This window comes from Streptomyces sp. NPDC051320 (assembly GCF_040682175.1).
In the GTDB taxonomy this organism is placed as follows: Bacteria; Actinomycetota; Actinomycetes; order Streptomycetales; family Streptomycetaceae; genus Streptomyces.
Map to the genome: position 1 here is coordinate 241,946 of NZ_JBFBAL010000010.1, position 13,052 is coordinate 254,997.

Sequence of the window (13,052 nt, forward strand, 5' to 3'; positions counted from 1 at the left end):
GATTCTCGTGCCGGCCTCGCACTACGCGGGACTGACGAAGCCGGACTCGTACGCCGCGATCACTGCCTGGGTCCGGTCCCGCGTGGCGGTCTTCGCGAGTACGGCGGCCACGTGCGTCTTGACCGTCGCGGGGCCGACCCCGAGACGTGCCGCGATCTCCGCGTTGGTGAGCCCGGTCGCCATCAGCCGCAGCACGGCGGACTCGCGGTCGGTCAGCCGTGCCGCCCAGGGTGGGGAGACCACTGCCTCCCGGCGCCCGTGTTGGGCGGCCAGTGCACGTACGGCCGCCGGAAACAGCAGGGAGTCACTGCGTGCCACCAGTCGCACCGCCTGGATCAATTCGTCGGCCGCCGCGCGTTTGAGCAGAAAACCGGAGGCGCCCGCGCGCAGCGCTTCGTAGACGTAGGAGTCGTTCTCGAAGGTCGTGACGACCACGATGCGCGGGGGTACCGGCAGGGTGGCGAGAATGCGCTCGGTGGCCCGGATACCGTCGATCTCCGGCATCCGGACATCCATGAGTACGACGTCGGGACACAGCTCCCGGACCACCGAGACCGCCTCGGCGCCGGTCGTCGCCTCGCCCACCACAGTCAGGTCGGCCTCCGCCTCGATGATCACGCGCAGGGCCGTCCGGACCATCCGCTCGTCGTCGGCGAGAACCACCCGGATCACCGACCGTCCCCCTGCAGCGGCAGCAGGGCGGTGAGCCGCCACACCCCGCCCGCCGGCCCGGCCGACGCGTGACCGCCGAGCAGCGCGGCCCGCTCGGCCATGCCGCGCAGCCCACGGCCGCCTCCCGGCGGGACCGGCGGCCGAGGGCCCGGCAACGGATTCTCCATAGTGATCTCCAGGTCTTCCCGGCTGCGCACGACCCGCAGTGCGACGGGGGCGGCCCCGCCATACCGCAAGGCGTTGCTCAGTCCCTCCTGCACGATGCGGTAGGCCTCGCGGGAGACCGGTGCGGGTGCCTGCTCCGGGTCGCCCGCCGTGGTGCAGGCGACCCGTACGCCACAGTGCGCCAGCAGACCGGCGAGCGCTTCCAGGCCCGGACCCGTCGGTGTGCTCGCGCCTTCCTCGCCCTGCCGCAACAGGCCGAGCACCGAATCCAGTTCGCCCACCGTACGGCGCGTCGTCTCCTCGATCGCGGTCAGCGCCTCCCGTACGAATTCCAGGTCCGAGTCCAGCACCCGGCGCGCGGCGCTCGCCTGGAGGGTGACGGCGCTGAGCGCATGGCCCACCGAATCGTGCAGCTCCCTGGCAACCCGGTTGCGCACCGCCAGATCCGCCGCCCGCCGTTCGGCGGCGGCCAGCCGGTCCGCCGGTGTCGGCCCCAGCAGGGCGGGTGCCGCGCGGGCCAGCAGTTCCGCCGCGCCCGCCGCGCAGCAGGCCAGGACGAGCAGCAGCGCGACCCCCGCGAACGGGGCGAGCAGCACGGCCCAGCCGCCGAACACCTCCGGCAACGCGAACCGGGAATTGCGGAGTGGAGGGCAGAACGGCAGCACCAGCAGTACGCCGGCCAGCGGCGGCGTCGCCAGGGTCAGCGCGCTGACGACGCCCCCGAGCCCGATGTGCAGAGTGAACCAGCCCGATGTCCGGACCCGGGCGGCCCACGACCGGGCCGGTCTGTCGGCCAGCAGCGCGGAGTCCACCCCGCACAGGGCGTGTACCGCGAACACCGAGAGCGGCCTGGCCGGTACGAAAAGGGCGCTCAAGGCCCCGATCGGCAGTGCGCAGGCGAAGGTGACGAGTTGCAGGGGGAGAGAGGCGAAGACGTCCTGATGCTGCGCGAAAACGCCGACGGCCACGGTGCCGAGCATGAAATAGGGCATCAGCAGCGCGCCGCCCAGGATGAGGTGGGTCCAGCGCAGCCGCGCCCGGCTGCCGAACAGTGGGTTCACGTGTCGCGTTCCGCCAGGAAGCAGGCACCGACCACGACGACCAACATCCCGACGATCATCTGCACAGCGTAGGTGAGCGACATCAGCTGGGTGGGCAGCTTGCCGGGATCACTGGAGCCGGGCAGCGATGCGGCCAGTATCCAGCCGCCCCAGCAGGCCATCGCGCCGGAGCCCACCCAGGCCAGCGCCAGCGGTACCTTCACCGGCACTCGGCTGCCACGGCGGAAGGCGAGCATCAGCACTCCGGCGACGGTGACCGCGGCGAAGAAGGCGTACACCGCTTCGAGTGCGTAGTAGTCGGCCGAACGGTCCGCGACCCGGGCGGAGCTGAGCCCGGCCCGCACACCGCATGCCCACAGCAGATGCATGACCCCCGGAAGCAGAGCGAACAGCGCGGCGGCCGTGGCAGCTACTCGCTGCACGGAACCGGTGACCGTCCTGACCGGCAGCTCACGCATCCGGCCGCGCCACAGTTGCCCCCAACGGTCACCGGCGTACAGGACGAAGAGGGAACCCAGAGCGAGACCCTGGAGGATGAAGCCGGTGTAGACGACGCCGAAGACCCACTCGTCGAGGAACGGCTCAGGTGACGCGGCAGGGGCGGCCGGCCCGTTGACGGCATGGACCAGCAACTGGAGCGGATAGCCGGTCATGACGGGGGCGAGCAGCCCGGTCGCGACCCACATCGGCAGAGCGAGCAGCCAGGCCGGGACCCGGCGCCCCCAGTCCTGGGTCAGCAACAACGCGAGGACGATGACGCAACTGTCCAGCAGCAGGGACGCACTGTTGGCCGCGATCATCGCACCCCGGTGGTCGAGCAGTGTGCTGTCCTCGGGCATACCGACATGGCTGCCCGCGATCCATGCGGTCTTGATGGCCAGATACGGCAGGCAGGACACCATGGCGACAGTCCGCAGCACGGCACGGGACCGGGAGCTCGCCGCAGAAACGGGGGGAGGGGTGAGCAGCGTCGATGTCATGACACCCACGCTCCAGGACCGCCCCGACGGGCGCCTCATGCGCGACGACGATCCGTCTCCCCCGTACGGCGGAGACGGTCTCAGCCTGCCAGCAGGAGCATGACCTCGTCGATCTCCGCGCCGCGGGCGTGTGCGAAGCCCCGGTCGTGACCGGTGATCGTGAAGCCGCACTTCTCCAGGACGCGGATCGATCCCTTGTTGTCGGCGGCCGCCCTGGCGTACAGCGGCCGGGTCGGCACCGTGTCGAGCAGCGCACGCAGGGCGGCGGTCGCCACGCCCCTGCCCCACAGCGCGCGGTCGATGAAGTAGGTCACCTCACGCTCGTCGGGCGGCCCGTAGACCGACGCGTGGCCTGCCACGGCGCCGTCCGCGAGCACGGTCCTGATCACCGCGTCGGAGGCGCGGATCCGTCGCCAGTGCGCGTCGAAGTAATCCCGGTCGGTGGGGTCCGCACAGGTGAAGGCGGCGATCCGGTTCGACTCGGGGTCGCTCATGTGCCCGAAGAAGACCGGCAGATCCGCGTCCTCGACCTCCCGCAGGCTGATGTGCATCATTCAGAGCCGCCGGGTGGCGAGGGTGAGCCGGTCCCGCGCGTCGAAGAGGGCGTCCTTGACCATCTGCTCATGGCCCGGGGTGAGCCTGGCCACCGGCACCGAGCAGCTGATCGCGTCGCGGGCCGGCGTGCGGTACGGGATCGCGACGCCGAAGCAGCGCAGGCCCAGGGTGTTCTCCTCGCGGTCGACCGCGTATCCCTGCTCGCGGATCTGGTGCAGCTCCTCGATGAGCCTCTCGCGGTCCGTGATGGTGTGCTCGGTCAGCTGCGCCATGGTCTCCGGCAGCATCTTGCGCACCTGCTCGTCGCTGTGGGTGGCGAGCAGCGCCTTGCCCAGCGACGTGGAGTGGGCGGGCAGCCGGCGGCCCACCCGGGTGAAGGGGCGCAGATAGTGCTGCGACTGCCGGGTGGCGAGGTAGACCACGTTGGTGCCGTCGAGACGGGCCAGGTGGATGGTCTCCGTGGTGTCGTCGGAGAGCCGGTCCAGCGTGGCGCGGGCGGCGGCCACCACCTCGTCGCCGTCGATGTACGACGTGCCGACCAGCAGGGCGCGGACCCCGATGCCGTACCGGGTGCCGGTGGCATCGGTCTCCACCCAGCCCAGCTCCACCAGGGTGCGCAGCAGCATGTAGAGGCTGGACTTCGGGTAACCGACCGCCTCCTGGACCGCTGCCAGCGAGTGCATCCCGGGCCGCCCGGCGAAGTACTCCAGCAGCTCCACCGTCCGGACCGCGGACTTGACCTGCGCCCCACCTGCTGTCTCGGCAGTCGACATTCGACCCTGCCCCTCTTGTCAATGCTGAACGCGCGTTATTAGAGTTCCAGAGGAAATTCATCATCAGGAACTGCGTTCAGAATACCGAACAACCCTGATGTGCGGCAGTAGATCTGGAAGGACGTTCGTGGTGGCAGCAGCACCAGTCTGGAGTGTCGACCCCCGAACCGGGAAGCAGCGCGAAGAGGTTGCGGTGGAAGCCACAGCCGCGGAGGTGGACCAGACGGTCCGCGCCGCCCACGCCGTGCGTGACACGCTGGCCGGCCGAACGGTACGCGCGGCCCTGCTGCGGGCCGCCGCCGACCTGCTCGACGAGGCCGGCCCGCACGTCATCGAGGCCGCAGACGCCGAAACGGCGCTCGGCCCCGGTCGGCTCACCGGTGAACTCGCCCGCACCACCGCGCAGTTCCGGGCCTTCGCCGATGTCGTCGAGGAGGGCTCCTTCCTGGACGTCCGCATCGACCACCCGGACGCCGCGGCCATCCCGCCCCGTCCCGATCTGCGCCGCTACAAGGTGCCGCTGGGCGTCGTCGCGGTCTACGCGGCGAGCAACTTCCCGCTGGCCTTCTCCGTCCCGGGCGGCGACACCGCGAGCGCGCTCGCGGCCGGCTGCCCGGTCGTGGTCAAGGCGCACCCCGACCATCCCGCCACCTCAGAACTGTGCGCCTCGGTGCTGCGCCGGGCCGCCGAGCAGGTCGGGCTGCCGGCCGATGTGATCTCCGTGGTGCACGGCTTCGAGGCGGGCGTCGCCCTGGTCAAGCACCCGTTGATCGCCGCCGCGGGCTTCACCGGGTCGGTGCGCGGCGGACGCGCCCTCTTCGACGCCGCAGCCGCCAGGCCGACGCCGATCCCCTTCCACGGTGAACTCGGTTCGCTCAACCCGGTCGTGGTGACCGAGGCCGCCGCCGCAGAACGCGGCGAGCAGATCGGCGCCGGTCTCGGCGGCTCCATGACCATGGGCGTCGGGCAGTTCTGCACCAAGCCCGGCTTCGTACTGGCCCCGGCGGGCGCGGCGGGCGACACCCTCGTCAAGTCACTCACCGCCGCCGTCAGCGACAGCGAGGCCGGGGTCCTGCTGGACCACCGGATGCGCGACAACTTCCTGGCCGGCGTCCGCGACCGGGCCGCCCTCCCCGGAGTCGACGCCCCGGTCACCCCGGGCGCCGGCGGTGAGCACACCGTGAGCGCGGGCTTCCTCACCGTTTCCGCGGCGCTCCTGGCCGCGGACGGTGAGCACGACCTGCTCCTCGAGGAGTGCTTCGGCCCGGTGACCGTGGTGGCCCGCTATGAATCGGCCGACGAGATCGCCGCCGTCCTCGGACGGCTGCCGGGCAACCTGACCGCGACACTGCACGTGTCCAGCGCCGAGGCCGCCGGCGAGGGCGAGGCCGCCGCACTCATCGCCGAGCTCACCCCGCTCGCAGGCCGCGTCCTGGTCAACGGCTGGCCGACCGGCGTCGCCGTCGCCCCCGCCCAGCAGCACGGCGGCCCCTACCCGGCCACCACGTCGACCTCGACCTCGGTCGGCGGCACCGCGATCGAGCGCTGGCTGCGCCCGGTCGCCTACCAGACGACCCCCGACGCGCTGCTCCCGCCGGAGCTGCGCGAGGCCAACCCGCTGGGTGTGCCGCGCCGTATCAACGGCCTGCCCGAGTGACCCACCTCCTTCCCGAGCTGCCGTTCCCGCTGCGCCCGTACGGACCGCCGGCCCCCTGGTCGTACGACGCGGGGGTGCTCTCGGTCCGTACCGGCCCGCGCCAGGACCGGTTCGTCCCCCCGGCGGGCGACGCGCGGGAACCTGCGTCGGACGCGCCGCGGCTGGTCGGCGCACCACCCGCAGGGGACTTCCAGCTGATTGCCCGGGTGTCGGTGGGTTTCGTCGGCGCGGGGGATGCCGGCGCGCTCTATCTGCACGTCGGCGACCACGAGTGGGCCAAGCTCTGCCTGGAGCTCTCCCCGGACACGCCCACGATCTGCTCGGTCGTCACGCGCGACCACTCCGACGACGTCAACTCCTCGGTGGTCGAGGGCGACAGCGTCTGGCTGCGCATCAGCCGTACGGGCAAGGCCTTCGCCTTCCACGCGTCCCCGGACGGCGAACGCTGGACGTTCGTCCGGGTGTTCGCCCTGGGCGACGCGGCGGGGGCGGCCGGGGCGCAGATCGGATTCCTGGCGCAGTGTCCGGAGGCGGACGGGTGCGCGGTGTCCTTCGACTCGGTGGTGTTCCGGGGGTACGCGCCGAAGGGGATGCGGGACGGCAGCTGAACGGCCGTGAGCGGTGCGCGGGCGCCCTGCAACCGGAGCCCCTGTCCGTCGCGTCTCGGTAACCATGATCAGTGGAGTCATGGTCCGTGCAGCAGTGCCCAGCGACATCACCACCATCGCCACGCTCCATACCGCCGCCCGCGCCACGTACTACGAGGGGCGGATCCCGGTGGCGGAATACGCGAGCGCCGAGGTGCTCGCGCACGTGCGGGCGGGCTGGGTCCGGTCGATCGCCCGGGACGACGGCGGGGTGCTCTGCGCGGAACACGAGGGCGACGTGGCGGGGGTGGCGGCGTTCCGAGTCATCGAGGGCGACGTCACCGGCGACATGACCCTCACCCAGTTCCACGTCGATCCGGCCCGCTGGAGCCGTGGCATCGGCAGCGCCCTGCACACCGCGGTCGTCGAAGCCTGGCGGCGGTCCGGCGTCCGCCGCGCGCGTCTCGAGGTGTACGAGCACAATCTGCGGGCCCAGCGGTTCTACGCCGCCCACGGCTGGCAGCCGGCCCGGGATGTGGTGCGCGCACCGGACAGCGCCCATCTGCCGATGTGGCGGGAGGTGCCGCCCGCAGGGGAATCACCCGGTCGGCCCGACTGACGGCGATGTCCGCGTCCGGACCGTTTCGCCCGATGGACGAGGGGATCGCCGGGCGGCAGAGTGGTCACCATGGAGAGCAACGTGGAGATCTTGGCGGAGGCCCTGGGCGGCACCGAATACGCGCCGGGAACGACCTATCTGAACACCGCGAGCACCGGTCTGCTCCCGGCCCGCACCGTGACGGCGATGCAGCAGGCGATCACCGCCGCTTCGGTCGGCAGGCCCACCGACATGTTCGCCGATGTGGAGGCGTCCAGGGCCTCGTTCGCCCGGCTCGCCGGCGTTCCGGCCTCCCGGGTGGCGGCCGGGGCGTCGGTCGCCGTGTACACCGGGCTGATCGCCACCTCGCTGCCCGCCGGGGCCGAAGTCCTGGTCGCCGACGGCGATTTCAGCTCGGTGGTGAACCCCTTCGTGGTGCGCGGCGACCTCGATGTGCGGTCCGTGCCGCTGGAGGCCCTGGCGGACGCGATCCGTCCGGACACCGCGCTCGTCGCGGTCAGCGCCGTGCAGTCGGCCGACGGCCGGCCGGCCGACCTCGCCGCGATCCGGGCCGCCGCCCGCGCCCACGGCGCCCGCACGCTGGTGGACGCCTCGCAGTCGGCAGGCTGGCTGCCGCTCACCGCGAGTCAGGACGACTTCACGGTGGCCGTCGCCTTCAAGTGGCTCACCTGTCCGCGCGGCGTCGCCTTCCTGGTGGTCCCGGAGGACCTGGGCGGCCTGACCCCGGTTTTCGCCGGCTGGGTCGCGGGCGAGAAACCCTGGGACAGCTGCTACGGCCCGGTGGCCGAACTCGCCCATTCGGCGCGGCGGTTCGACGAGAGCCCGAGCCTGTTCTCGTACGCCGGAGCCCGGCATTCACTGGCTCTGATCGAGGACATCGGCCCCGGAAACATCCAGCGTCACAATGTCGCGCTGGCCGACCGTTTCCGCGCCGGACTCGAACGGATCGGGCAGCAGGCCATGCCTGCCCCCGGGTCTGCGATCGTCTCGGTGCCCGGGCTGGGTCACCGGCAGGGTGAGCTCGGCCGGGCCGGCATCGAACTCTCCGACCGCGCCGGCAACCTGCGGGCCGCCTTCCACCTGTACAACTCGACCACGGAGGTCGACAAGCTGCTGGACGTGCTCGCCGGCTGAACGCGCGCCTACGCGGGAGGGGGACGGCACCGGCTGCCGTCCCCCTCCCGCGTACGCCGGACCCGTCAGGACCGGCGGGCCGTGCTCACTTCACCGGGGTGAAGTCCCGGGCTCCGATGAAGTCCGGCCGCCGGACCGGAGCCGCGAAGGGCTCCACCGCCGCGTTGTCCACGCTGTTGAACACGATGAAGACGTTGCTGCGGGCGTACGGCGTGATGTTGTCACCCGAGCCGTGCATGCAGTTGCAGTCGAACCAGGTCGCCGAACCCGCCCGGCCCGTGAAGAGCTTGATACCGTGCGCGTCCGCCATCCGGGTCAGCGCCTCGTCCGACGGGGTGCCCGCGTCCTGCATCTGCAGGGACTTCTTGTAGTTGTCCTTCGGCGTCGCGCCCGCGCACCCCAGGAAGTGCCGGTGCGACCCCGGCATGATCATCAGGCCGCCGTTGGTGTCGAGGTTCTCGGTCAGCGCGATCGAGACCGACACGGTCCGCATGTTCGGCAGACCGTCCTCGGCGTGCCAGGTCTCGAAGTCCGAGTGCCAGTAGAAGCCACTCGCACCGAACCCCGGCTTGACGTTGATACGGGACTGATGGACGTAGACGTCCGATCCCAGGATCTGCCGTGCCCGGCCCACCAGCCGCTCGTCCCGCACCAGTTGGGCGAAGACCTCGCTGAGCTTGTGCACCTCGAAGACCGACCGGACGTCCTGAGACTGCGGTTCGATGATGGACCGCTCGTCCGCGCGGACCGCCGGGTCGGTGACGAGCCGGTCGAGCTCCGCACGGTAGCGCGGCACCTCGTCGTCCGAGAGCAGCTGCTCGACGCTGAGGAAGCCGTCGCGCTCGAAACCCTGGAGGTCGGGCTGCGAGATCGGTCCCTCGGCTCCGGGCTGCGACCAGATCACCGGATCCTGGCGGGGGGTGGTCACCTCGCTCGCGCCACGGGTGGGATAGAGATCCGCCCGTATGTTGCTCAGTACGTCGGTCATGGCGGTCAGGCCTCCTCGGTCAGCAGCGGATACACGCCGTTCTCATCATGGTCCTCCCGTCCGGTGACCGGCGGGTTGAAGACGCATACGCAGTGGAAGTCGGTTTTCGGGCGCAGGGTGTGCTTCTCGTGCCCGTTGAGCAGATACATCGTGCCCGGCTCGATCCAGTGGACCTCGCCGGTGTCGTCGTTGGTGAGCTCCGCCTCGCCCTTCGTGCAGAGAACGGCCTCGATGTGGTTCGCGTACCACATCGACGTCTCGGTCCCGGCGTACAGGATGGTCTCGTGCAACGAGAAACCGACCTTCTCCTTGGCGAGCACGATGCGCTTGCTCTCCCAGGTGCCCGACTTGGACTTGATGTGGCGGTCGGTTCCCTCGAGGTCCTTGAACGATCGGACAATCACGGTGAGTTGAGCCTTTCTGTGGTACGGGTACTGACTGCGTCAGGCGGTCTCTCGGACGGCGCGGGCCAGCGTGCGCAGGCCCTCGTCCAGTTCATCGGGGGAGACGGTCAGCGGCGGAAGCAGCTTCACCACCTCGCTCTCCGGGCCTGAGGTCTCCAGGAGCATGCCGAGCTCGAAGGCGCGCCGGCAGACCGCCGTGGCACGCGCCTTGTCGTCGAACTCGACGCCCCAGACCAGGCCGCGGCCGCGGAAGCTCACGCCGGTTCCTTCGTTCTCGTCGACGATGGCGAGCAGCGCACGCTCGACCTGCTCGCCGCGGGCGAGGGTCTGCTTCTCCATCTGGCCGTCGGCCCAGTACGTGTCGAGGGCGGCGGCGGCGGTGACGAACGCCGGGTTGTTGCCGCGGAAGGTGCCGTTGTGCTCGCCCGGCTCCCAGACGTCGAGTTCCGCCTTGAACAGCACGAGCGCCATGGGCAGCCCGTAGCCGCTGATGGACTTCGACAGGGTGACGATGTCCGGGGTGATGCCGGCCTCCTCGAAGGAGAAGAAGCCGCCGGTACGGCCGCAGCCCATCTGGATGTCGTCGACGATGAGCAGCATGTCCTGGCGGTGGCAGAGGTCCTGCAGCGCCCGGAGCCACTCGGCGCGGGCGACGTTGATGCCGCCCTCGCCCTGCACGGTCTCGACGATCACGGCGGCGGGCTTGTTGAGGCCGGAGCCCTGGTCCTCGAGGAGCCGCTCGAACCAGAGGAAGTCCTCCACCTGGCCGTCGAAGTAGTTGTCGAACGGCATCGGCGTTCCGTGCACCAGCGGGATACCGGCGCCGGCCCGCTTGAAGGCGTTTCCGGTGACGGCGAGCGAGCCCAGCGACATGCCGTGGAAGGCGTTGGTGAAGGACACCACGGACTCGCGGCCCTTCACCTTGCGGGCCAGCTTGAGCGCCGACTCGACGGCGTTGGTGCCGGTCGGGCCGGGGAACATCACCTTGTACGGCAGGTCACGCGGGCGCAGGATCACGTTCTGGAAGGACTCCAGGAAGGCCCGTTTGGCGCTGGTGGCCATGTCCAGGCCGTGCGTGATGCCGTCGCGCTCGATGTAGTCGATCAGGGCGCGTTTCAGCACCGGGTTGTTGTGCCCGTAGTTGAGCGAACCGGCACCGGCGAAGAAGTCGAGGTAGGTGTGGCCGTCCTCGTCGTGCAGGTAGCTGCCCTGCGCCCGGTCGAAGACGGCGGGCCAGCTGCGGCAGTAGCTGCGTACCTCGGACTCCAGGGCCTCGAAGACGCTCAGGGCGGGAGGGGTGATGGTCATGGCAGGTCTCCTGGGGGGTGGGGGAGTCAGTCAGGCCGAAACGGGGCTGATGCGGTACAGCACTTCGGGCTGGTGTGTCCCCTCCGGGAACAGTCCGCCGTCGAAGAGCACCTCACGCTGCAGCGAGGCTCCGTGACGCTCGGCGTATGAGCTGAAGAGCCGGTCGGACGCGGTGTTGTCCGGGGTGATGGTGGTTTCGATCTCGCGGACCTCGCCGCGGGCCACGACTTTCGCGGTCAGGCTGTCCAGCAGTTCGCCGGCCAGGCCACGGCCCCGATGGGCCCCGGCGACGGCGACCTGCCAGACGACCAGGGCCTCCGGGCGGCTGGGGCGCACGTACCCGGTGACGAACCCGATGGGGTCGCCGTCCGAGCCGCGGGCCACCACGGAGGTTTCTGCGAAATCGCGACACCACAACAGATAGCTGTACGAGGAGTTGAGGTCCAGTACCTCGGAGTCGCGGGCGATACGCCAGATCGCGGCTCCGTCCTCCACTCGTGGTGTGTCTATCTCGATGAATTCACTGCGGGCACGTACAAGGTCTTCTTGCGCGGCGGTCATGTCGATGAAATTTACCCAGCAAATTCGAAAAATGCACGGCGGGGTGGGGTTGGCGGAACGCCACGATCGTGTTATCGCGTGGGCGCGGGTCGAGGGCGCCGTGGTTGCGAATATGGCTGGTTTGTCCAGCAAATAGGGGGACAAAGGGCGCGACCTGTGGGGTCGGTCACATGTAGGTAACCCTTCGGAGCCATGTCCGAAAACCGCTGATCGAACCGGTTGAAGATTGATGCGTTTAGGGTCCGAAAAAGAGGGCAGGAGGATGGGGAAGGCGTAAGGGGAAAAGCCAGTAATAGGCGTTCTTTGATTGTCTTTTATTATGTGTGGAGCGGAGAGCTGTATACGGTTTTGGTGGCCGACCGGGATGCGGCCTCGGATATCGCATCGGTACCGCCTCGGATACGGCTTTCGTGAGGCCCCGGAAAAGGGCGTCTCAGCCGTTCCGCCAGGCCGTCGCAACCGCGTCGCGGGCCCCTCGGAGATCGACGGACGTGCCCATGCCGTCCAGTGCGGCACCCAGTGCTGCCAGCGCGGAGTACACCGCGTCCGCGGTGGCCTGCGGACCGTAGTGGTTGATCCGGATCATCTCCTTCGCCAGTGCTCCTCCGCCCGCGATCAGCGGCAGCGCCGGGTCGGTGGCCAGTGCCTTCGCGACCAGTTCGGAGGCGTCGGAGCCGACCGGGACGCGCAGGGTGGTGGCGACGGGGGCCGAGTCCTGAGCCCGGCGGACGTACGGTGCCAGGCCGCCGCCCAGCGCGAGCGCGCCCGCCCTGGTGGCGGCAGCCGCCCGCGCGTGCCGGTCCATCACCGTGTCCAGGCCGTCCGCCTCGATCCGTTCCAGACACGCCTGGAGCGCCAGCATCTCCAGTTGCGCGGGCGCGTGCGGGAGCGCCTTGCGGCCGCCGTCGATCCAGCGCTGCTTCCAGTCGAGCAGTGAGAGGTACGAGCCCCGTGGCGCCTGCGGGTTCTCCGCGAACCGCTGCCAGGCCCGCTCGCTCACCGACACCGCCGAGACGCCTGCCGGGCCTCCCATCGCCTTCTGCCCGCCGATCACGCAGAGGTCGACGCTCCAGGCGTCGGGCAGCAGCGGCTCAGCGCCCACCGAGGCGACGGCATCCAGCATGAAGAGGGCGCCGTGGGCCCGTACGATCTCACCGATCTCCGCCACCGGGTTGGTGTTCCCGGTCGCGGCCTCCGCGTGCACCAGCGAGACGAAGGAGATCTCCGGGTGCGCCGCGAGCGCCTCGCGCACCTGGTCGGGGCCGACCGCTGTGTGGAAGGGCACGGAGAGGTCGACCACGGTGACCCCGCAGTCGCGCAGCCAGTTGCCGAAGGTCTGGCCGTAGGGGCCGGTGATCACATTGAGCGCGGTCGATCCCGGCTCGGCGGCGGAGCGGATGCAGGCCTCCAGCGGGAGCAGCGCCTCGCCCTGCATGATCACGACGTCCTGCTCGGTGCGGAGCAGCGCGGCCACCTGCCGTTCGATCGACGCGAAGTGCGCCGCGGTGAGCGGGGGCAGATCCAGGAATGCGTGCGTCACGGCGGTGCTCTCCTCGCGATTTGTTCGATTCATCCGGGCCGGCGGTTC

General features: G+C 70.4%; 14 protein-coding genes. 4 read left to right on the forward strand and 10 right to left on the reverse strand.

Annotated features, from left to right (window positions below; genetic code table 11):
• Positions 1–21 precede the first annotated feature (21 nt).
• The 5 genes from AB0M87_RS23070 to AB0M87_RS23090 form a co-directional block, all read right to left on the reverse strand.
• Complete coding sequence (locus tag AB0M87_RS23070) at positions 22–669, reverse strand: response regulator transcription factor (protein ID WP_365855952.1); 648 nt, start codon at positions 667–669, stop codon at positions 22–24.
• On the reverse strand, positions 669–1,898 hold the full coding sequence (locus AB0M87_RS23075; protein WP_365855808.1) for a histidine kinase: 1,230 nt from the start codon (positions 1,896–1,898) through the stop codon (positions 669–671). The genes AB0M87_RS23070 and AB0M87_RS23075 overlap by 1 nt, the downstream gene beginning before the upstream one ends.
• Complete coding sequence (locus AB0M87_RS23080) at positions 1,895–2,878, reverse strand: hypothetical protein (protein ID WP_365855810.1); 984 nt, start codon at positions 2,876–2,878, stop codon at positions 1,895–1,897. The genes AB0M87_RS23075 and AB0M87_RS23080 overlap by 4 nt, the downstream gene beginning before the upstream one ends.
• An 80-nt stretch (positions 2,879–2,958) precedes the next feature.
• Positions 2,959–3,429, reverse strand: a complete 471-nt coding sequence (locus AB0M87_RS23085) for a GNAT family N-acetyltransferase (protein WP_365855954.1) — start codon at positions 3,427–3,429, stop codon at positions 2,959–2,961.
• 3 nt (positions 3,430–3,432) lie between these two features.
• A complete protein-coding gene (locus AB0M87_RS23090; RefSeq protein WP_365855812.1) occupies positions 3,433–4,206 on the reverse strand; it encodes an IclR family transcriptional regulator in 774 nt (257 codons plus the stop codon).
• A gap of 130 nt (positions 4,207–4,336) precedes the next feature.
• On the opposite strand from AB0M87_RS23090, the gene AB0M87_RS23095 reads away from it, so the two are divergent.
• From AB0M87_RS23095 to AB0M87_RS23110, 4 genes are all read left to right on the forward strand, one after another.
• Positions 4,337–5,863 (forward strand): aldehyde dehydrogenase (NADP(+)), encoded by a 1,527-nt coding sequence (locus AB0M87_RS23095; protein WP_365855814.1) that lies wholly within the window; start codon positions 4,337–4,339, stop codon positions 5,861–5,863.
• Positions 5,860–6,471: a DUF1349 domain-containing protein gene (locus AB0M87_RS23100; protein ID WP_365855816.1), complete on the forward strand. Its 612-nt coding sequence runs from the start codon at positions 5,860–5,862 to the stop codon at positions 6,469–6,471. Before AB0M87_RS23095 ends, AB0M87_RS23100 begins: the two co-directional genes overlap by 4 nt.
• 79 nt (positions 6,472–6,550) lie before the next feature.
• Positions 6,551–7,069 (forward strand): GNAT family N-acetyltransferase, encoded by a 519-nt coding sequence (locus AB0M87_RS23105; RefSeq protein ID WP_365855818.1) that lies wholly within the window; start codon positions 6,551–6,553, stop codon positions 7,067–7,069.
• A 69-nt stretch (positions 7,070–7,138) separates the two neighbouring features.
• Positions 7,139–8,203: an aminotransferase class V-fold PLP-dependent enzyme gene (locus tag AB0M87_RS23110; RefSeq protein WP_365855820.1), complete on the forward strand. Its 1,065-nt coding sequence runs from the start codon at positions 7,139–7,141 to the stop codon at positions 8,201–8,203.
• Positions 8,204–8,288: 85 nt separating this feature from the next.
• Here the strand turns inward: AB0M87_RS23110 and thpD are convergent, their stop codons facing one another.
• The 5 genes from thpD to AB0M87_RS23135 all read right to left on the reverse strand — a co-directional run bounded on the left by thpD (position 8,289) and on the right by AB0M87_RS23135 (position 13,004).
• On the reverse strand, positions 8,289–9,191 hold the full coding sequence (gene thpD, locus AB0M87_RS23115) for an ectoine hydroxylase (RefSeq protein WP_365855822.1): 903 nt from the start codon (positions 9,189–9,191) through the stop codon (positions 8,289–8,291).
• Between the two features lie 5 nt (positions 9,192–9,196).
• Complete coding sequence (locus tag AB0M87_RS23120; RefSeq protein WP_365855824.1) at positions 9,197–9,595, reverse strand: ectoine synthase; 399 nt, start codon at positions 9,593–9,595, stop codon at positions 9,197–9,199.
• 39 nt (positions 9,596–9,634) lie between these two features.
• Positions 9,635–10,903 (reverse strand): diaminobutyrate--2-oxoglutarate transaminase, encoded by a 1,269-nt coding sequence (gene ectB, locus AB0M87_RS23125; protein WP_365855826.1) that lies wholly within the window; start codon positions 10,901–10,903, stop codon positions 9,635–9,637.
• 30 nt (positions 10,904–10,933) lie between these two features.
• Positions 10,934–11,464, reverse strand: a complete 531-nt coding sequence (gene ectA / locus AB0M87_RS23130; protein WP_365855828.1) for a diaminobutyrate acetyltransferase — start codon at positions 11,462–11,464, stop codon at positions 10,934–10,936.
• 433 nt (positions 11,465–11,897) lie between these two features.
• Complete coding sequence (locus tag AB0M87_RS23135) at positions 11,898–13,004, reverse strand: aminotransferase class V-fold PLP-dependent enzyme (RefSeq protein WP_365855830.1); 1,107 nt, start codon at positions 13,002–13,004, stop codon at positions 11,898–11,900.
• Positions 13,005–13,052 lie beyond the last annotated feature (48 nt).